General features: G+C 57.5%; 14 protein-coding genes and 1 pseudogene. 5 read left to right on the forward strand and 10 right to left on the reverse strand.

What is annotated here, in order from left to right; genetic code table 11:
* Positions 1 to 75 precede the first annotated feature (75 nt).
* Positions 76 to 858 carry an IclR family transcriptional regulator gene (locus tag KGB23_RS03060; protein ID WP_223429834.1) on the forward strand — a complete coding sequence of 261 codons (783 nt, stop codon included), beginning with the start codon at positions 76 to 78 and terminating at the stop codon, positions 856 to 858.
* A gap of 17 nt (positions 859 to 875) precedes the next feature.
* On the opposite strand, the gene KGB23_RS03065 is transcribed toward KGB23_RS03060, so the two are convergent.
* The 4 genes from KGB23_RS03065 to KGB23_RS03080 all read right to left on the reverse strand — a co-directional run bounded on the left by KGB23_RS03065 (position 876) and on the right by KGB23_RS03080 (position 10,356).
* Positions 876 to 4,313 carry a dermonecrotic toxin domain-containing protein gene (locus KGB23_RS03065; protein ID WP_223429835.1) on the reverse strand — a complete coding sequence of 1,146 codons (3,438 nt, stop codon included), beginning with the start codon at positions 4,311 to 4,313 and terminating at the stop codon, positions 876 to 878.
* 165 nt (positions 4,314 to 4,478) lie between these two features.
* Positions 4,479 to 7,031, reverse strand: a complete 2,553-nt coding sequence (locus KGB23_RS03070; RefSeq protein WP_223429836.1) for a LuxR C-terminal-related transcriptional regulator — start codon at positions 7,029 to 7,031, stop codon at positions 4,479 to 4,481.
* Positions 7,032 to 7,171: 140 nt separating this feature from the next.
* A complete protein-coding gene (locus KGB23_RS03075; protein ID WP_223429837.1) occupies positions 7,172 to 8,539 on the reverse strand; it encodes a DUF1329 domain-containing protein in 1,368 nt (455 codons plus the stop codon).
* 23 nt (positions 8,540 to 8,562) lie between these two features.
* Entirely contained in the window at positions 8,563 to 10,356 is a 1,794-nt protein-coding gene (locus KGB23_RS03080; RefSeq protein WP_223429838.1) for a DUF1302 domain-containing protein, read from the reverse strand.
* 670 nt (positions 10,357 to 11,026) lie between these two features.
* Between KGB23_RS03080 and KGB23_RS03085 the strand changes: the two genes are divergently transcribed.
* Positions 11,027 to 11,794: an N-acetylmuramoyl-L-alanine amidase gene (locus KGB23_RS03085; protein ID WP_223429839.1), complete on the forward strand. Its 768-nt coding sequence runs from the start codon at positions 11,027 to 11,029 to the stop codon at positions 11,792 to 11,794.
* Between the two features lie 77 nt (positions 11,795 to 11,871).
* On the opposite strand, the gene KGB23_RS03090 is transcribed toward KGB23_RS03085, so the two are convergent.
* From KGB23_RS03090 to KGB23_RS03110, 5 genes and pseudogenes are all read right to left on the reverse strand, one after another.
* Positions 11,872 to 12,783 carry an SDR family oxidoreductase gene (locus tag KGB23_RS03090; protein WP_223429840.1) on the reverse strand — a complete coding sequence of 304 codons (912 nt, stop codon included), beginning with the start codon at positions 12,781 to 12,783 and terminating at the stop codon, positions 11,872 to 11,874.
* 112 nt (positions 12,784 to 12,895) lie between these two features.
* Positions 12,896 to 13,798 (reverse strand): alpha/beta fold hydrolase, encoded by a 903-nt coding sequence (locus KGB23_RS03095; protein WP_223429841.1) that lies wholly within the window; start codon positions 13,796 to 13,798, stop codon positions 12,896 to 12,898.
* Positions 13,798 to 14,580, reverse strand: coding sequence for a class II aldolase/adducin family protein (locus KGB23_RS03100; protein WP_223429842.1), 783 nt, complete (start codon positions 14,578 to 14,580; stop codon positions 13,798 to 13,800). Before KGB23_RS03100 ends, KGB23_RS03095 begins: the two co-directional genes overlap by 1 nt.
* Before the next feature lie 131 nt (positions 14,581 to 14,711).
* Positions 14,712 to 14,969, reverse strand: a pseudogene (locus tag KGB23_RS03105) (LrgB family protein); the annotation flags it as partial.
* A gap of 57 nt (positions 14,970 to 15,026) precedes the next feature.
* Positions 15,027 to 15,482: a flavodoxin gene (locus KGB23_RS03110; RefSeq protein ID WP_223429843.1), complete on the reverse strand. Its 456-nt coding sequence runs from the start codon at positions 15,480 to 15,482 to the stop codon at positions 15,027 to 15,029.
* 154 nt (positions 15,483 to 15,636) lie between these two features.
* On the opposite strand from KGB23_RS03110, the gene KGB23_RS03115 reads away from it, so the two are divergent.
* Together KGB23_RS03115 and KGB23_RS03120 are read left to right on the forward strand one after the other, a co-directional pair.
* Entirely contained in the window at positions 15,637 to 16,113 is a 477-nt protein-coding gene (locus tag KGB23_RS03115) for a PAS domain-containing protein (protein WP_223429844.1), read from the forward strand.
* 54 nt (positions 16,114 to 16,167) lie between these two features.
* Positions 16,168 to 16,773 carry a hypothetical protein gene (locus tag KGB23_RS03120; RefSeq protein ID WP_223429845.1) on the forward strand — a complete coding sequence of 202 codons (606 nt, stop codon included), beginning with the start codon at positions 16,168 to 16,170 and terminating at the stop codon, positions 16,771 to 16,773.
* A gap of 1 nt (position 16,774) precedes the next feature.
* On the opposite strand, the gene KGB23_RS03125 is transcribed toward KGB23_RS03120, so the two are convergent.
* Positions 16,775 to 17,734: a MerR family transcriptional regulator gene (locus KGB23_RS03125; RefSeq protein ID WP_223429846.1), complete on the reverse strand. Its 960-nt coding sequence runs from the start codon at positions 17,732 to 17,734 to the stop codon at positions 16,775 to 16,777.
* Positions 17,735 to 17,945: 211 nt separating this feature from the next.
* Here KGB23_RS03125 and KGB23_RS03130 point away from each other — a divergent pair, with 211 nt between their 5' ends.
* On the forward strand, positions 17,946 to 18,515 hold the full coding sequence (locus KGB23_RS03130) for an antibiotic biosynthesis monooxygenase (RefSeq protein WP_223429847.1): 570 nt from the start codon (positions 17,946 to 17,948) through the stop codon (positions 18,513 to 18,515).
* Positions 18,516 to 18,565 lie beyond the last annotated feature (50 nt).

The following is an 18,565-nucleotide window of genomic DNA, read 5'->3' on the forward strand; positions in this document are numbered from 1 at the left end:
CGCTTAACGTAATTTGATTGGTATTGACCGTCAAGCTATAAAGACGCCCATTCGTCCCGGGATCAGACCGCCTCCATGGAAACGCCGCGCAGCAACGATAAACAGAAAGTCCGCTCGGCCGAGGTCGGCACCGACATCCTCAAGGCCTTGGCCGAGTTGTCGCCATCGACTTCACTGTCGCGCCTGGCCGAACACGTACAGATGCCGGCGAGCAAGGTTCACCGCTATCTACAGGCGCTGATCGCCAGCGGTTTTGCTGAACAGAATGCTGCCACCAACCATTACGGTCTGGGCCGCGAAGCCTTGCGCGTCGGACTCGCCGCACTCAACAGTATGGACGTGCTGAAAGTCGGCGCCCTGCCCTTGGCCGAGTTGCGTGACGATCTGAATGAAACCTGCTTTATAGCGGTGTGGGGCAATCAGGGGGCGACGGTGGTGCACATCGAACCGGCGGTGCGCGCGGTGACGGTGGTCACGCAGTTGGGTTCGGTGTTGCCGTTGCTCAGTTCTTCAACAGGGCTGGTGTTCGGCGCCTATCTGCCGAAGCGTGAAACCGTCGATTTGCGCGAGCAGGAACTGCAAAGCAGCGCTTCACAAGCGCTGGCGGACGATCAGGCCTATAAGGCGTTGTGCGAACAGATCCGCGAACGCGGTCTGCATCATGTGCATGGTTTGCTGATGCCGGGGGTCGATGCGTTGTCGGCGCCGGTGTTCAATGCTGTCGGGCATGTTGCGGCGGTGATGACCATTGTCGGCCCGGCGTCATTGTTTCACGCCGACGAAAACGGCCCGGCGGCGCAGCGGTTGTTGGCTGCGACGCGGGCCGTTAGTTGGCGGATGGGGTATGAGCCCGAGTAACGGCTGCCCCCCCTAAATCAGCCTATGATTCGGGTTTCACTGTCCGAGATCAAGTACGTGGACGTCATCGCGGTGACATAGTCGACGCCCACCTGAACACCGGTCGCGGTCGACACGATGTCCGAGATACCCGTGATCCGCGACAACAGGCCCACCGCCGAAGTCGACGTGCCGGCCCCCGCGACGATGCCCACATACAAGAGGATGGCGCTTCTCCAGGCCGAGGTGAGATGGGCTTTGCCGGCATCTTCATCGCCCTGGCTGTAAGCAATCACACCTTGAACGATCGAACGCGTGATACGCAGGACGCTGGCCACCAGAGCAACTGGAGGGACAAACAGCGAGATGACATCCACCACCAGCTCTGCACCGACCATCACATTACGCCAGAAGATTTCCCCATGCGTGCTCGTCTGATAGTCGACGTCGTAGATAAGCCGCGACACCATACTGTCGTATTCGAACTTGAAGTGGGTCACAGCGTAACTGTCTTGCAACCTTGGCGTCGGCAAGGCAAATGGAGCGTCGCGGCAGTTGTCGACATAACGTTTCACCACGCCTCTGCTTTCCAACCTGACAAGTCCGACAACATGGTTGCCCAGTACGCCCCCCTTAAAGCCCTGAGTCAACGACTCAATGGGACGAAATGCCAGGCCATCCGGTGCTTTCGGAATGTAGATCAGGTATTCCCACTTGCCAGCCACGTTGCGCCCGAACGTATAGGCACCCTCCAACCGTCGCCCCTCGAGCGCCAGCGTATAAACGCCTTCGCCTGGCGCGCCGCCCGTCAGGAACGGCACCAGATTATGGGGACGATCATGATCCAGCCCCTCGATCAGCCCCTTGAGCCAATTGAAGTGTTCACCGGAAAGAGCGCCCTGCATTTTTTGCGTCAATGCCGCCCTGAGCATTTCGTTCTGCACGGTTTTGCAGTAAAGCTTCGCCTTGAGATCGTAAGAAGGTGTTGTCAGGAAATCCTGCCGCAGATATTGCTCATATTTCTCGCCCGGCAATAAATTGATCAGCGCAGTGACAGCGGCTGTATCCAAGCGCCCCAGCGGCGAGTTGTTCAGGGAGCGGAACGACACAAATTTATCAGTACTCCAGATCTGCCACTGAATGAACACCTCGGTGAGTGTCATCCTGTCGTGTCCACGCAACTCGACGTGCACCTGATCCGGGTCGATTTCCGGATGCGGGCCGGATCGCCGCAGATAATCGTTCAACGCCTTCATGACCAGTTTTCGTGAGAAGACGCCAAACGTTTCGATAGGTATAGATACTTGGTGGATGGCTTTGAAATCCGTGTTTAACCTGGTGAAAAACTCGCGATCTTGCGCAGCGGCCTTTCTGTACCAGCCGGGTGTGACCACCTGTTCTTCAGCAATTTCCCAGTCGATGAGTTTATGGATGGCGCCCATGAACGGCCCGCCTTCCAACCCGCTCGCCCATTGCACCAGAACAATGCCGTCCCACCACTGCCGTTCGAACACCGGCGCCGGCAGGACAAAGGAGAGATGGTACTCCACAAACTTCGCACGATCGCTGTTGAAAGTCTGCCCGATCAGGAAGTCACGATCACGCTGCTCGAAACCCCATTTGATAAACTGTCGCTTCAACGCCGTCAGATCGGGAAACTCATACCATTGCTGCCCCGTCGGTGCACCGGGAGCGTAGAGTACATGCATCGAATGATCAGGCATTGCACCTCTGGCACGGTAAACGATCATGTCTTTGAACGGTCGGTAGTAGCTGCGAAAAGCAACGCCGCATGCCTCCATTCCCGGATCGCCAAACAGATAACGCTGCGAGATGTCCTGTGCTTTCGGGCTGATATGATTTTGAAGTAACGCTGCGAAGTTACTGAGCGCCGTTTGCTGCCCCAATACTTCCTGCATGGCTTCTCTAACTTGCGGATCGTTGAGGCGTTGATTTCGTTCATTGGCGTATTTCAAACGAAGATCAAATTGCCGGATGGCGTATTCGATATTGGAAACTGACAGTCGTGGATTGTTGTGGAAGGCTTCGAACTGAATCGAGTATTTCCCTGCCGCATCATGCACACCGTACATGAACAGTTGCGTCAGGGTTTTACGCTGGACATGCTCGATGTTCCTTGAGCCCATACGCACCCAGTGTTTCACGACCACCCAAACAGTATCGGGATCAACGCGATTGGCATCGCCCTGGGAGATATGTTCTCCGACGACACCCCGCACATACTCCTGAAATGAGGAGAGCCCCCCCATCGCCTCATGCAATGCCACCTGGCTTTTGAGCAACGCCTGTTCCAGAGAGGCAAATACTTCCTGATTGGTTGTGGAAGTGTCCTTCAGCCATTGCGGCCGGGCGTTTTTTGAAATCAATACGAGCAGGTTGGCAGTTCGGCCCTTGGCATCGTCGATCACTTCATTCAGGCCATGAGCCGACTCAATTGAACGTACAACGCTCTGCAGGTCCGCGCCCGGCGCCAGTAATCGACGAAGACTGAAAGCAACGTCACGCCGTTGTTTATCCAGCAAATTGTCGATGACGTTCTGGAAAATTTCGCCATGGGTTTTCAAATACCGGATATCAGGCGCACTTCTGACGTGTTCGGCGTCCTCCAGTGAAACACCTTTGAGTAACTGCGCCCGGCTGTTCGCGTCGCTCAGGCGCTGCTCCAGCGAGCGGTGCATCAATGCCGACGTCCGGTACGTTTCCAGCCCTTTTGCGGGGGTGTAAAGGATGACCCAATCATCGCTGGCAGGTACAAGTTCGTCGCTGATCTGACCACTCAGATGCATGGCAAAACAACAGGCCAACGTTGCGAATCGTCCACTTTCGAGTTGCAATGAAAGACTGTAAGCCGGGGTCTGGGGGATGCCCCAAAGTAAAGTTTCAAAACTGAGATCTGCCTCCGGCATCACCCCTTGCACTTGTATCACTGCTTTCAACTCTTGCCAGAAAAGCGCCGCATACAAGTTGCGCAGGTCACTGCTGCGAGAGCCCAGTTCACGACCCTTGGCATCCTTACCCACAGACGTTGCCCAGCGTCGATCCAGTTCTTGCGTGTATTTTTGCGCCAGCGTACCCAGCACATCGCCAATCAGCGCCCCCAGAGCAATCACGTCCAGACCGTCGACCCGGTCCAACTCATCCATGGAGCCGGGCCAGTCATAGACGCCGTACTGACTCGCATCATAAACAGGGGCACGCCCACGACTCAGACACTCCATGAATACGTCCATGAACAGACCGGTCGGCTCCTGATTCGCAATGCCTGAACGTCGGGCATTGATGTAAGTCCTGCTGATGTAGACCTCCGGCAACAGCTGTTGAAGTTCCTTTAACAAAACGTCTTGCAGGATTGCTTTAAACGACGCGGTTTTCTTCAGCGCTTCTTCCAGCGCGGTAAAACATTCAACCACCTCTCCTAGATTTTTCTGTACCAACTCTGTTTCCTGGACACTCATATAAACATTCCATTAATGCACTTTAAAAAACCAGGCAACGAAATGCTGCCTGAATCAGTGCAATTAACTTAACGCAAGCAAAACCAATAAAAACACCCACCACCCATTGCAAAACATTAAAAACCCAGCACAACAAAACAAATTCACAACATCATTAAAAAACAATTAACCACATAAACCCAGCATTCTCGCCCGCGCTACTGCATGAGTCCTGCGCTCAACCCCTAATTTCCCATGAATTCGCCGGACATGTGTTTTAACTGTATGTAATGAGATGAACAATTTATCGGCTATTTGCCGGTTCGAATTTCCTGACGCAATCAACTCGAGCACTTCCATCTCCCTCAGGCTCAGTGGACTCTCATTAATACCTTTATCAGAAAGTGGCTCGTTATTAACTATGTGCAGTTCCGAGAAGAGACCGGGACAACGCCGATTCAACTGCACCAACAACTGCTGCAAGTTACAACGGCTCGCCTTCTCTTCGCCCTTGTCGAAAAACTGCCGGGCACTCTCCTGTTCGCCCATCATGAAGGCCGCCTCGGCCATCGCCAGCAGAAGCTCGGCTTCCAGGCTGACCATCCCGTTCGCTTGCGTGTGTTCAAACAGGATTGCGAGCCGAGCCAAGGGATCCTCCACCCGTTGCAGTTTGACCTCAGCCAGAATCAACAAATACTCAATCCGCGGAATCAATTCCAGTGTCGCCGGGGGGGCCTGCCGGGCCTGTGGCCCCCGATAATGTTTGAGCACCCGGCTCAACGCCTCACGGGCCAGTTCGGGACGGCCTTGTTGCAACCAGAGCTGGCTGCTGACTTGCAGCAGAACGCCGCGGTAGACCGTGTCTGGAATGTGCCGTTGTTGCATCAGCCGCTCGGCATCGCGCAACCGGACGAACGCCTGGGCGTAATCGCCCTTGTTCGCAGCCAATTGGGCCTGACCGAGAAAGCCATACAGCACGCGCTTGTCGTGGTTGCGCAAGCAATCGTCCAGGCCCGCATGAAAGAACTCGGCAGCTCGCTCGTCTGCGCCCAGGCACAGGGCCAACCGCCCGCGACGCAATGCAATTCGTCCGAGCAAGGGTGCCGGTCGGTCCGAACGCTGACGGAGCAATTTATCGATGTCGCAAAGTAGACTTTCGGCACGAGCCGGGGCACCCCGCTGCTCCAGCCATTGCGCATGATCGAGCTCCATCAGGCCCTCGAACACCAGCGAACCTTGCGCCCGCGCCAGGCACAGCGCCTCACGGTTGTGGGCTTGCGCCACGTCGAGTTCGCCCCTTAGCAATGCCTGTTGCGTCAAACCGGACAAACACATCAGGCGCGCCGTCCAACAGTCGGGATCGAGCGCGCTCAACGCGTCAAGAAAGTGCGCGTGCGAGGCCTCCATTCGTCCCTGTAAATGCAGCAACCAACCCTGCAGGGCCTGCCAACGTGCAATCAGTTGACGCTGAAGCACCGCCGAGGGTTGAGGCATGAAATGCGCCAGATGAGCGATACAGGCAGTCGCCTGTTCGAAACGTCCGGCGAACAACAGCGCAGCTGTAATCAATCCGACCAATTGCGGGCTGCCCAGCGTCAGTTCCTCGCCTTGCTGCTCATGCAAACGCAACAACAGCACCACCGTTTGCTCCTCGAACAAATGCTCGAAACTGAAGTGCTGCAACAGGCTGACCGCCACTTCGTATTCCTCGGCGAGCAATGCCTGTTCGAAGGCCGATTTCCAGTCCTGTTCGGTACAGAACCATTGGCAGGCACGACGATGCCAGGAACGTCCCGCCGGCCATTGTTCATCGCGCAACAACTGCGTGAACGGGGTGAATATCTGCAGCCAATCGGTGGAATCCCCCCAAGGTTCGATAAAACAGCCCAGCGCTTGCAAGGTCCGCAAATACTGAGCCCCCTCTCCGGCCCCGAACAAGTGATCGCACAGCCGGGCATTGAAGCGGGGCAAGTGGGCCAGCACGCGCCAGGCCTCGCTCAACTCAGGCGTCAGCGAGCTGAACAACTCATGCTCCAGGTAATCGAGCAAGGTGTCCGCCCGTCCCAGGGGTTTGTCCTGACGCGACCAGTCGCACTTGTGCAGCATTGCAATCCGCACACCGGCACACCAGCCGCCGGTGCGCTGGATGATCCGACTGGCCACCTTGCTGGCCTGCTCCGGTACCCAGGGCTGCAATATCTGCTCGACTTCACCGGGCGTGAAAGCCAGCGAAGTGCTTTCGCACTCGTACAACTCATCGTCGAGCAGCAACCTTGGCCAGTTGCAGGGCGGCCGACGGCGGGCACCCAGCCACCAGGTCAACATCGGGCTGCTGACCGCCAGCATGCGATCCAGCAGCAGGTCCAACTCGGGGTTCGGGACGCGGCAAAAGTCATCGAGAAACAGCCAGGTCGGCGTCTGCAATCGCGCCAGATAGCCCAGCAACTCTGTTTCACTCGACGAGGCCTGCCCCAGCGTCTCTGCCAGACGATGACGAAACTCCGCCGCACTCGACGCCACGCCAGATAATGGCAACCAATGCACCCGGCACTGGGTTGGCGCCTGCAACAGGCATTCGGCGAGCAGCGCTGTCTTGCCACTACCGGCCGGTGCGCAAAGTAATTTCACCCGGGCCGTGGAGGCCAGTAACGGCTCGGTCAAGCGAGCCCGCGACTGGTGATGAGTGGACAGTCGGGGCAGGAATCCAGAACGGTCCAGACACGGGATCATGGCGGTCATTGCGGCGTGCCTTTTTATAATTGTCCGGCAACCCTAGCCCTCTCTAACCCGCTTGTTGAGAAGTATTCAGCACGCTGATTGGCAGCCATAAAAAAGGCGACCACCCGGTCGCCTTTTGTACTGTCAATGTATCAAAACCCTTACCGAACGCCCTCGGCGCGCAGGGCCGATGGGGTGTAGTCGGCGGCCTTGGCTTCGAAGCCAAATTCGAAACTGTGCTTCTCTTCGTTCTTCATTCCCAGGGCAATGTATCGGCCGGCAATGATGTCGTAGAGCGCTTCGAGGGTGTAGGCCGGAGTCTGGTGATCGTAGTAGTACTGAGCGTGCCCCTCGGCCACTCGCCACAGCTGACCGCGACCGTCGTAGTGGTCCGCCAGCGCTACTTGCCAGCTGTCTTCGTCGAGGTACATGTGGCGTTTGGCGTAGATGTGCCGTTCGCTCGGCTTGACCGTACCGATCACTTCCCAGACCCGGTGCAACTCATAACGGGTCAGGTCCTGATTGATGTGCCCGGCCTTAACGATGTCATCGTACTTGAGGCTCGGCGAGTCGAGTTTGTAGCTGTTGTAAGGGATGTACATTTCCTTCTTGCCGACCAGTTTCCAGTCGTAGCGATCCGGTGCGCCGGAGAACATGTCGAAGTTGTCGGACGTGCGCAGGCCGTCAGCGGCAGTACCCGGACCGTCATAAGCCACTTGCGGTGCGCGACGCACACGACGCTGGCCGGCGTTGTAGATCCACGCCAGACGCGGCTCTTTCACCTGATCGAGGGTTTCGTGAACCAGCAGCACGTTACCCGCCAGACGCGCAGGTGCCGTCACCGATTGCTTGAAGAAGGTCAGCACGTTGGCGGCTTTTTCCGGGTCCAGTTCCTTCATCAATTGCGGTACGGCGATCTCTTCCTCGAAGCGGATCGGTGTGTAGCTGCCGTTCGTTTGCGGGGTCACCTGAGTGATGATGCGTCGCAGGTTGCCGCCGTGATAGCGGGTGATGTGGTTCCACAGCACCTCGACGCCGGCCTTCGGAATCGGGAAGGCGTAGTAGCGGTTGCCGGTGAAGTTGGCCAGGCCGTTACCGTCGTTGATGCTGTTCACGTTCAGCGCGCTGCGTTTGGCCGACTCGTAAATCTCCGGGGGTACGGCCACGGTGCGGTGGGTCGGGTAGACCGGGATCTTGTAGGTTTCCGGGTAGCGCTTGAACATCGCCACCTGACCTTCCGACAACTTGTCTTTGTACTTGTCGACCGTCGCGGCGGTGATGGTGAACAACGGCTTTTCGCTGGCGAACGGGTCAGCCAGGAAACCTTTACTGTCCACTGCGCCAGCGTTTTTCGGGATACCGCCAGTCCAGGCCGGGATCGAGCCATCGGCGTTGCCGGCCTTCTCGGCACCCAGCGGCGTGAGGCTGGTGCCAAGCTTGTTGGCTTCTTCAGGCGAGACCGCCGCCATCACGTTGGCAGCCAGCAGACTCAAGGCCAGGGCGCCGCATTGCAGAATCATCTTGTGCATCAAATTCATCCTTCTCAGCCAGATCAGAAGTTCACGCCGAAGCTCAGTGCCAGGAAGTCGCGGTCTTCCAGGGTGTTGTAGTCACCGCCGAAGAAATCGGTGTAACTGAGGCTCGCGGTATAGGTGTTGCGGTAGTCGGCATCGACGCCGACGCTGACCGCTTTGGCGCCTTCGTTGAACAACCCGTTGGGGCCATAGCCGGCGACATCGTGGGACCAGGACAGGTTGGGTTTGAGGTTGATCCCGCCGATCACGTTGGCGTAATCGAGGATCGCCCGGGCGCGGTAGCCCCAGGAGGTCGAGGTGACGAAGCCGTCGGTATCGCCGCCAAAACCGTACTGGCCATAGACCGGGTCACGGCCGTAACGCAGTTTGGTTCGCGGCTCCAGGCCACCGACATGCACCACCGCAGCCTCGCCGACCAGGGTCAGCCGTTGGGCGCCCAGCACTTGGTCGAAGAAGTGGGTCAGGGTGCTCTGGACCTGCGTCACTTCCTTGCGGCGGTAGCCTTTGTTGTCGGCACCTGGCGTGGTCGCGATAGACGATGCCGCGCCACCGGCGATCGGGTTGAGCAAGGCCAGGGTCAGGTCGTTGGTGTTGACTTGCACCGGAGCGTTGGGGCGATAGCTGATCTCACCGGTCCACGCCGTGCCGGTAGGCAAGGTGGTGGAAAAGCTCGCGCCGTAGAGACGGATGTCTTCCGGGTATTCAAGGTAGTACTGACCTCGTCCGAGCATCACACTCTGAGCCAGTGCCGAGCCAGTGCCGGGCGCGATTCTGTTGGCGGCACCGACGATGGCCGGGATCCGTGCCAGCGTTGTCAGGCCGGCAGTGGTGGTGCCGACCGTCGGGCTACGGCTGTGATAGTTCATGAAGTACAGACCGTACTCGGTGTCGTCGCCGAGCCAGCGCAGCGCCGTCCCCCACTGCCCGGAGTCGCGGGCATCGCGGTCACCACTGCGCTGGACGATTACACCTTCCTTACTGACTTCGAAGCCTTGGCCAAACGCTGCAGCGATCGGTTGCAACGGTGCAATCGCCGGGCTGGCAACCGTGTAATTCTTGTTGCAGCCATCAGCCACCACGTCGTTGCCGAAGAAGGTGCCGCAGTTGTCGACGACGGTCTGGTCCCACTCCAGTTGATAGAAACCTTCCACCGAGAGTTGGTCGGTCAGGCTTTGGGAGGCGAACAGCATGTTCACCGGTATCAGGCCTTCCTTGATTTCGGCGCCAGGACGGCGGAACGCTGAAACGTCGATCGGGTTGATGCTGTTGATCGAGTTGCCGATGAAGGTACTTTCACCCCAACTCACCACCTGCTTGCCGGCGCGCACAGTGCCCGGCAGCTCGGCGATGGAATAGTTGTGATAGACGAAGGCGTCGAGCAGTTGCGCCCCGGAGGACTTGGCGCCTTCTTTACGACCGCTGTCACTGATCGGTTTGAACTCACGATCCTCGTCCTTGAGTTCGAAGTCATACCAGTACTTGCCACGCACGAACACCCCGGTGTCGCCGTACTTTAATTCAAGGTCATGAATACCCTTGAAGATCTTGGAGAAGGTTTCGCCCTTCTTGAAGTTCAGCCGCCCGTCATCCCCGGTCGAAGACTGGCCGGTCCCGCCATTGACGATGCCCACCAGAGATTTGTCGGCATCGCGCATGCCCCAGCTCGCGCCGACGGACAGCGAAGAATCAAAAGTCCCCTCGATTTCCCCGATGTTGAATGAAACAGCCTGCGCCTGGGCGCAGCAACCCAAGGCAACCGCAGCGGCGAGCGCTTGCGGCGTGAAGATGGCGCGCATTGTTGTTTTTGTCATGCGTCTTCCCCGGTGAGTGACAGAAGGCCCCACCCTACTGCCGCACGTTGGGAGCGATAAGCGCACCAAGGAGGTATTCGTGGTGTACCTCCAAAGGATGAATCCCCGCATGGGACGGCGTTTTGCGCGGGTTATGGATGGGCTGGATGGGGGGTTATCAACGCAGCGCATGGCATGTGGGCGGGGCTTGTGGCGACTGTTACTCATGCTGCAACAGTTCATGTCATGAATCGCTATTTTTCCTTTTGGCTCAAGGCCTTATTCTTTCCGGGCTTTCACGGCAAACGGCCGGAAAGCAGGAAGCAATGGCGGTGGCCAGTTCACGCCATTAGCGACAGATTTCAGATGAATTGAAGCTATTCGACTCATCGCCCTGTGTTCACTGACGTTGATTTATTGCTCCTTGATCAATCGTCTTACTTTGGCCGCTGCGTTTGCAGCGGCCTTTTTTATGGGCGGTGGTTTTGTGACGATGGCGAAGAGTTACATGAAGTAAAAGTGGTACTCAATTATTTCACCCAATCTAACTTTTTATTACCTACACACCTCTCGGAAAACGACTACATAGTTATGTAATCACGTGAAGCGCCCTCGCGATTAAGGTTAAAAACAGGTCAGCCATATTTTTTGCACGCTGACTCTAACCTAATTAATTGCGAGCAATATTTCCATGAAACCCATTGACTACAACAAGTACCGTACCACTAAAAGTTTGAACACCCGCGTACGCTTTCTGATTTTCCACTACACAGCCGGCAACTTCTCCAGTTCGGTCAACGCACTGACCGGCCCGAATGTCAGCGCCCACTATCTGGTTCCCGACATCACCGATCCGAGCTACTTGAAAGCAGGTTATACCCGGCAGGAAGTCTTCAACCTCGTCGACGAAACCAAGCGCGCATGGCATGCGGGCGTGAGTCATTGGGGCAATAGAAGCAATCTGAACGACACGTCTATCGGCGTTGAAATCGTCAACCTTGCAACGTTTAGCCAAGGGGTTTTCAACTTTCCGCCGTATCAGCCAGAACAAATTGCCGCCATTGAAGAGCTGGCGTTGAACATCCTTGAACGCTACCCGGATATCAGCCCGACCCTTGTTCTGGGGCACTCGGATATTGCTGTCGGCCGCAAGAGTGACCCAGGGCCGAAATTCCCCTGGCATGCCCTTTACTTGAAAGGCGTCGGTGCCTGGTTCGACGATGCCACCCGAGACACCTATCTGCAGCAATATTGCGAGACCGGCATTCCAGCCCGAAGCGAATTGCTCAAACTGTTCAAGACTTACGGGTACGACGTTTCCGGTGCGTCAACCGAACAAGGCTTCACACAACTGGTTCGGGCCTTTCAGCTGCACTTTCGCCCGGAAACGTACGACGGGATTATGGATGCGCAAACGGCCGCGAATCTGGCGGCATTGGTTCACAAGTATTTTCCTTGAAGACCGCTGCAAACCAGATGTCGGGGCCGACTATCAAGAACCAGCAAGGTCAAGAGCGGTGACCTTGCTGGTTTCCATTAAATCGAATACTTCTGCAAATTCGCCATCATTTCCTTCAGCGCTTCAAGGTTGTCCTGCGGATGCACCGCGCCTTCAAAATCGCAGATCTGCTGCCAATGCGCCGCCACATCTTCCGGCGAGAAACCAACCCGCGGATCAAACCCCGCGCCGAGGCTTCGTTCCCAGCGCACTTTGCCCATCCAGCCGCCACCGACTTCAAACAGCCCGGAGGTTTCCTGGCAGTTCTCACTGGCGAGGTACACCACCAGCGGGCTGACCAGTTCCGGTTTGAGTTGTTCGAAGACTTGCGGCGGGATCAGGCCTTCGGTCATGCGGGTGCCGCCGGTGGGGGCGATGGCGTTGACCAGGATATTGTTCTTGCGGCCTTCGATGGCCAGGGTGCGGGTCAGGCCGTAGAGGCCGAGTTTGGCCATGCCGTAGTTGGACTGACCGAAGTTGCCGTAAATGCCCGAGGTCGAAGCGGTGAAGATGACGCGGCCGTAGTTTTGCTCGCGCAGGTGCGGCCAGGCGGCGCGGGTGACTTTGTAGGCGCCTTCGACGTGGACGCGGTAAACCAGGTCCCAGTCGCCGTCTTCCATTTTGTGGAAGGTTTTGTCCCGCAGGATCCCGGCGTTGTTGACCACTACATCGACACGGCCGAAGGTGTCCAAGGCGTTCTGAACGATTTTGTCGCCGTCGGTGACGGAGTCATGGTTGGCCTCGGCGATGCCACCGGCCTCGCGGATTTCAGCCACTACCCGATCGGCTGCCGAAGCGTTTGCGCCTTCGCCCTGAGCCGAGCCGCCGAGATCGTTGACCAGCACTTTGGCGCCCTGCTTGGCGAACAGTAGCGCGTGGGCCCGGCCCAGGCCGCCGCCCGCACCCGTGATGATCACGACTTTATCTTCGAAGCGAACAGACTCATTCATTGCGGGGACTCCAGCAGGCCAGGGGACAATGAGTCCGAGTGTCAGGCACGGCGATGCGGGTCACAATGAACTGGGGTGAAGCTGAATGGTGCGCGATAAGGCAGAGGGATAATCAGGAGCAGGCGGCCTTGCGCGGCGGTGAAACCAGCAGATCGCGAAACTCCAGATAGTGCTTGAGCACCTGCCCCGGCGCCTCGGTCTGAGGGTAGTGGCCAATGCCTGGCAACAAGACCGTGTCCGGGTTCGGGATCAGTTCCCGATAACGCCGGACCATGTGCGCGCCGGAGACCGGATCGACCTCACCATCGATCACCCGCAACGGCACTTCACCACGCTGCATCGCGCTGACCCAACGCTCGCGCTGGGCACGCCGCTCAGGGATGTAGGCAATCAATTTGTGCATGATCCGTGGCCCTTGATTGCTCTCGATCAAGCTCCAGAAATCGTCCATCTCGCTCTCTGTGGGGCGGCTCTGGGGGCCGAAGATCTGCCGGAAACTCTTCACCAGACCGTCACGGGAAAAGGCTCGCCCGATCATCCAGCCCAAGGGGCTGAGCAGGAGTTTTTGCATCAGGATCGGGCGATGGGTTTCGGGAAAGAGGCCGCCGTTGAGGAACACACAGCTGGCGATATGGATGCGTGCTTCGTAATGCCGGGCCAACAGTTCCTGGGCCACGCTGTCGCCATAATCGTGGGCCAACAGGTGCACCGACTGCTCGACCTTCACGTGCGCCAGCAAAGCCTGTTGCAGATCGGCCTGCTCCAGCAGGCTGTATTCGTGGTCCACCGGTTTGGCTGAGTCGCCAAAGCCGAGCATGTCGCAGGCAATCACCCGATAGCGCTGGGTCAGCGGCTGCCAAAGGTAATGCCAATCCCAACTAGCGGTCGGGAAGCCATGAATGAGCAACAGTGGCTCACCCTGCCCCGCAGTCCAGTAACGGATGGTCTGGCCACGGAATACGAACGTCTGGCCGCGCTTGCGCCAGACACACAGGGGGATCTCGGCGAGTGCCATTAGAGTTTATAACCCGCGTCTTGTTTATCGAGTTTGCGCAGCAGCGCTGGCCAGGCCAGTGCGCCGCCCATCCCTTGAGCACTTTTGGTGACGCCGGCGATCATTGCCTTCGCGCCTGCCAGAATCTGCGGTTCGATGGCGATCAACTCGGCGCCACCGTTCTGCGCCAACACCTGGATATCGCAGGCGCGCTGGAAGGTAAACATCATCAGGAACGTGTCGGCGATGGTCGCGCCGCAGGTCAGCAGACCGTGGTTGTGCAGCATCAGGAAATTGTTTTCGCCGAGGTCGGCTTGCAGTCGCGCCTTCTCTTCATGGTTAAGCGCAACCCCTTCGTAGGCGTGATAAGCCAGGCTGGACAAGACAAACAATGATTGTTGGCTGATCGGCAAAATGCCTTGTTTCTGCGCCGACACCGCGACACCGGCAGCGGTGTGGGTGTGCAGCACGCAGACGACATCGTGACGAACCTCGTGCACCGCGCTGTGAATGGTGTAACCCGCCGGGTTGATCTCGTAAGGGCTGTCCATCAGTTTGTTGCCGGCCTGATCGACCTTGACCAGGCTCGACGCAGTAATCTCGTGGAACATCAGCCCGAACGGGTTGATCAGAAAGTCTTCGGTACCGGGGACCTTGGCCGAAATGTGGGTGAAAATCAGGTCATCCCAGCCATGCAGAGCGACCAGACGATAGCAGGCGGCAAGATCGACGCGGGTCTGCCACTCGGCGGCACTGACCTGGTCTTTGACACTGTGTGGCGATTGGACGGGGGTTACGCTCACGACAAGGAACTCCTGTTCTTATTATTTTGCTCACGAGATCCAGTCTAGTCACGCCCCGGGGATCGTGTAGTTGCATTGGCAGCCAGCTTGATGGCCTAACGAGTCAGTACGCCAACGAACCTGGATCCATGTCAAAGTACTGCCGCCAACAACGGTGCGGCGAACAGATTCAGCAGCCCCGTCAGAACCATGACCAACCCCGCCACCGAGCCCTCTTCACCCCCCACTTCATGTGCCCGACTGACCCCGGCACCGTGGGCACCGACACCAAACAAGGCCCCTCGAGCCAAGGCGCTGCGCAGGGGCAATCACTTGAGCAGAATGCCACTGAGCATCGCCCCGAACACCCCGGTGAACATCACAAACACCACGGTCAGTTCCGGTACGCCGCGCGTACTTGTCAAAAGCCGCGCAAGCTTGGCTCGCCTTGCTGCGCGAGTGGCCGGTCAGCCCCGCAGAGCGCTGACCAACTCCGCCAGCCAAGGCTCGGCATCGGTTTCCGGCGTCACGCTTTCGCTGGCGTCCAGGCGCAGCATGGGCAGGACTTCACGTATTCCCAGCTCGCCGAACAATTCGCGCATCAACTCGCCGCCGCCGCAAAACGTGTCGCCGTAACTCGCATCACCCAGGCCAATCACGGCACCCGGCAAGCCATGCCAGGCAGCCGGCAACTGGTCGCGAATGGCGAAATACAACGGTTGGAGATTGTCCGGCAGTTCGCCCATGCCGGTGGTCGAGGTCACCGCCAGGAAGGCTTCAGGAGCAAAGGCCTGAACATCGGCGAGGGTCGCACGCGGGTTGTGCCAGGTTTCGAAACCCGCTGCTTTTAGAATATTTGCGGCATGGCGGGCGACTTCTTCAGCCGTGCCGTACACCGAGCCGGAAAGGATGGCGACTTTCATCAATCTGATCCTGAAGCTGAGTAAAAAGACGGGGGATATTAACAGCCGTGGCAAAAAAGCTGCGATTGACTCTCAATTAACGCTGGTGGCCAGTAGAAAGTTCTCAGCGTTCTTTTAGAATGCATCCCACAATCAAATTGGAAAGGACTCTCCGATGATTAACGCCCAACTGCTGCAAATGGTGATCAACGCTTCCAACGACGGCATCGTGATTGCCGAAAAGGAAGGCGAGCAGGACAACATCCTGATTTACGTCAACCCGGCATTCGAACGCCTGACGGGTTACACCAGCGAAGAAGTCCTCTACCAGGATTGCCGTTTTCTTCAGTCCGGGGACCGCGACCAGGAAGCTCTTCCGTTGATTCGCGAGGCCTTGAGCAGTGGCGGTTCCTGCCGGGAAATCCTCAGGAATTATCGTAAGGACGGCACGCCGTTCTGGAACGAGCTGTCCCTTTCGACGGTGAAGAACCCGAATGACGGACAGACTTATTTCATTGGTGTGCAAAAAAACGTCACCGCTCAGGTCAAGGCGCAGCAGCGAGTCGCGCAGTTGGAGGCGCAATTGGCTGAGGTCCAGGCCGAGCTTGCCGCACTAAAAGCGACGAACGGCGAAAACAAAACGAAGAATTGATTGTCATTAACTACAATCACCAGTGACTTTGTAACTTTTTCTGTCGAGCAGATCATGCAACGCGACGCACTCCTGACCCAGGATGAGCTGGATTTTATCCAGACTATGCAACACAACCCGCAACTCAATGTGCGGGATGCGACGTCGAGCCTGCTCGTCAACGGTGGTTCACAGATTCGTGACCTGCTCACGCGCCTTGCCGCTCATGAGCAAGTCACCATCCAGGCCCACTTCGAAAATCAGCAAATGACCTTCCCGCTGCACCTGGTTGAAGACGAGTTTCATGCGCTGCATTTACGCCTCGGCGTCCCCAGCATCTATGAAGACGGACCGATGATCCGGCCCTGGCGCCTGGTACTCGAAGAACCGGTAGCGCTGGAGAATGCCAATGGCCAGCCCGGTACCCTGTGGGTGCATGAAGTGTCGTTCAAAGGGGTCTTGCTGGAAGTTCGCAACAAGACCAAACCGCCCAAACATTTCGCCTTATGGTTCAGCCCGTCTGGCTACGAGCGCATCGCGTTGCGCGGCACCTTCGAGAAAGAAACCGAGAGCGGCTTCTTTGCCTATCAGTTGAATCAGGGTGACAAGGACGAAACCGAGCGTCTGCGCCAGTACATCCTTCAACAGCATCGGCTGACGCATCCGGCCATGCATCTCTGATTCAAGTGTCCAGGTTGCCTGTCAGGAACTGTTTCAAACGCTGACGCATGACCATTCCTTCGTTTCCCAGACATCCAATCGACGATCCAGCCAGGCTTTCCTGCACAAGATCGGACGCATCCCCCGCCAGCATCAACTGACAATCCAGGCTCAAGGCCAGGCGCTTCAATCGCCGTGGCAACTCGGGCGCAGGCGCGTGATTGGAAACCAGCACCAGCGCCTTGGGTTTGACTCTTTCGCAGACCAGAGTCAATTCATCGAATGGCTGACCGATAGCCAACACTTGAATAGCCGAATCGACACTGCTCAGAAACAGCGCGGTTACCAGCACTTCGAGTTCACGGCACTGATCGTTGAGGGCGCAGACAATTACCCGTCGAGGCTGCAGGACACGCACCAGCAACAGGCGTTGCAACACTCGAGAACGCAAAAAACCATCCAGGAAAAACCACTCGCTGGCCTGACCGAACGCTTCATGGCGCTGCAGCAATCGCTTCCAGAGTGGAAGCAGAATGTGCTGAAACACGACAGTCAGCGGATAACTGGAAAAGATCTGTCCATAGATCTGCTCCAATTGAACCTCATCAAAGGCACTCACCGCCGACTGAACTTGCTGCTGCCATTGCGAGTAGTCAGCTTGCACGAGTTCATTCGGGATGATGTGCGACAGAGCCTGAAGCGGTTCAACCCTGGCCAGGATCTTGCCGACTTTACTGACAGCAACGCCGCGTTCGATCCAGCCAAGGATACTGCGGACCCGATCGATTTCGGTCATCGAATACAATCTGTGCCCACTTTCGGTGCGCGCGGGCTGTATCAGCCCATAGCGGCGCTCCCATGCACGTAGCGTGACCGGGTTGACCCCCGTCAGGCGCGCCACTTCACGTATCGGAAACAGTTCTTCCTGCTCGAGTGGAAGACCGGGCTGCAATCCAGGAACAACGTCAGTCAGGACAGGCATTTTATAATTCTACGTCCATGTATAAATTGGATCCCATTCTACCTCCCCTGCCCCCACACCCTACAAGACGTTGATGGCGACGAATATCACTGACGTTCCAGGCAGAATCAGGAATAATCCTTGCTTGTTCCAAGACGCAGCCCACCACCCCGGCGCTGCGCCTGGCGAAACTCCTATCCGGAGCGACGCGATTGTCATATGGAGATACACAATGTCTACCTCACCCGTCACGCTGATGGTTGCGCGCCGCGTCGCCGATGGGCGTTATCAAGACCTGATCGCCTGGTTGCACGAAGGTGAACAACTGGCCACCGATTTTCCCGGCTATCTCGGTTCTGGCGTGCTCGCTCCGCCGCCCGACGATGACGAATTCCAGATTATTTTCCGCTTTGCCGACGAGCAGACGCTGCACGCCTGGGAGCATTCTGTATCGCGCACCGCCTGGCTGGCACGCGGCAGCGACTTGTTTGCCCATCCAACGGAACATCGTGTCAGCGGTATCGAAGGCTGGTTCGGCGCCGCCGACCAGCGACCACCACGCTGGAAACAGGCCGTGGCGATCTGGTTGGCATTCTTTCCGGTTTCCCTGCTGTTCAACGTTGTCCTCGGGCCGTTGCTGAGCGACATGGGTCTGCTGAGCCGGGTGTTCATCAGCACCTTGTGCCTGACCCCGCTGATGGTTTACTTCTTCATTCCGCTGTCGACCCGACTGCTGGCCAACTGGCTGAACACCACACCGCAGCGGCCGCTGCCCACCGAGCCTTCGACGCAGAATCGCTAAGCCTGCCACCACAATAGGTGTACGCCTCCCGTCGCTGGTATAGTTTTGCT

The sequence above is a fragment of the Pseudomonas sp. GL-B-26 genome (assembly GCF_019947405.1).
Lineage (GTDB): Bacteria > Pseudomonadota > Gammaproteobacteria > Pseudomonadales > Pseudomonadaceae > Aquipseudomonas.

Coding starts and splice junctions, on each gene's coding strand:
- KGB23_RS03075 (WP_223429837.1), bottom strand. CDS start 8,539: ATGCACAAGATGATTCTGCAATGCGGCGCCCTGGCCTTGAGTCTGCTG.
- KGB23_RS03085 (WP_223429839.1), top strand. CDS start 11,027: ATGAAACCCATTGACTACAACAAGTACCGTACCACTAAAAGTTTGAAC.
- KGB23_RS03060 (WP_223429834.1), top strand. CDS start 76: ATGGAAACGCCGCGCAGCAACGATAAACAGAAAGTCCGCTCGGCCGAG.
- KGB23_RS03130 (WP_223429847.1), top strand. CDS start 17,946: ATGTCTACCTCACCCGTCACGCTGATGGTTGCGCGCCGCGTCGCCGAT.
- KGB23_RS03095 (WP_223429841.1), bottom strand. CDS start 13,798: ATGGCACTCGCCGAGATCCCCCTGTGTGTCTGGCGCAAGCGCGGCCAG.
- KGB23_RS03065 (WP_223429835.1), bottom strand. CDS start 4,313: ATGAGTGTCCAGGAAACAGAGTTGGTACAGAAAAATCTAGGAGAGGTG.
- KGB23_RS03120 (WP_223429845.1), top strand. CDS start 16,168: ATGCAACGCGACGCACTCCTGACCCAGGATGAGCTGGATTTTATCCAG.
- KGB23_RS03080 (WP_223429838.1), bottom strand. CDS start 10,356: ATGACAAAAACAACAATGCGCGCCATCTTCACGCCGCAAGCGCTCGCC.
- KGB23_RS03110 (WP_223429843.1), bottom strand. CDS start 15,482: ATGAAAGTCGCCATCCTTTCCGGCTCGGTGTACGGCACGGCTGAAGAA.
- KGB23_RS03070 (WP_223429836.1), bottom strand. CDS start 7,031: ATGACCGCCATGATCCCGTGTCTGGACCGTTCTGGATTCCTGCCCCGA.
- KGB23_RS03115 (WP_223429844.1), top strand. CDS start 15,637: ATGATTAACGCCCAACTGCTGCAAATGGTGATCAACGCTTCCAACGAC.
- KGB23_RS03125 (WP_223429846.1), bottom strand. CDS start 17,734: ATGCCTGTCCTGACTGACGTTGTTCCTGGATTGCAGCCCGGTCTTCCA.
- KGB23_RS03090 (WP_223429840.1), bottom strand. CDS start 12,783: ATGAATGAGTCTGTTCGCTTCGAAGATAAAGTCGTGATCATCACGGGT.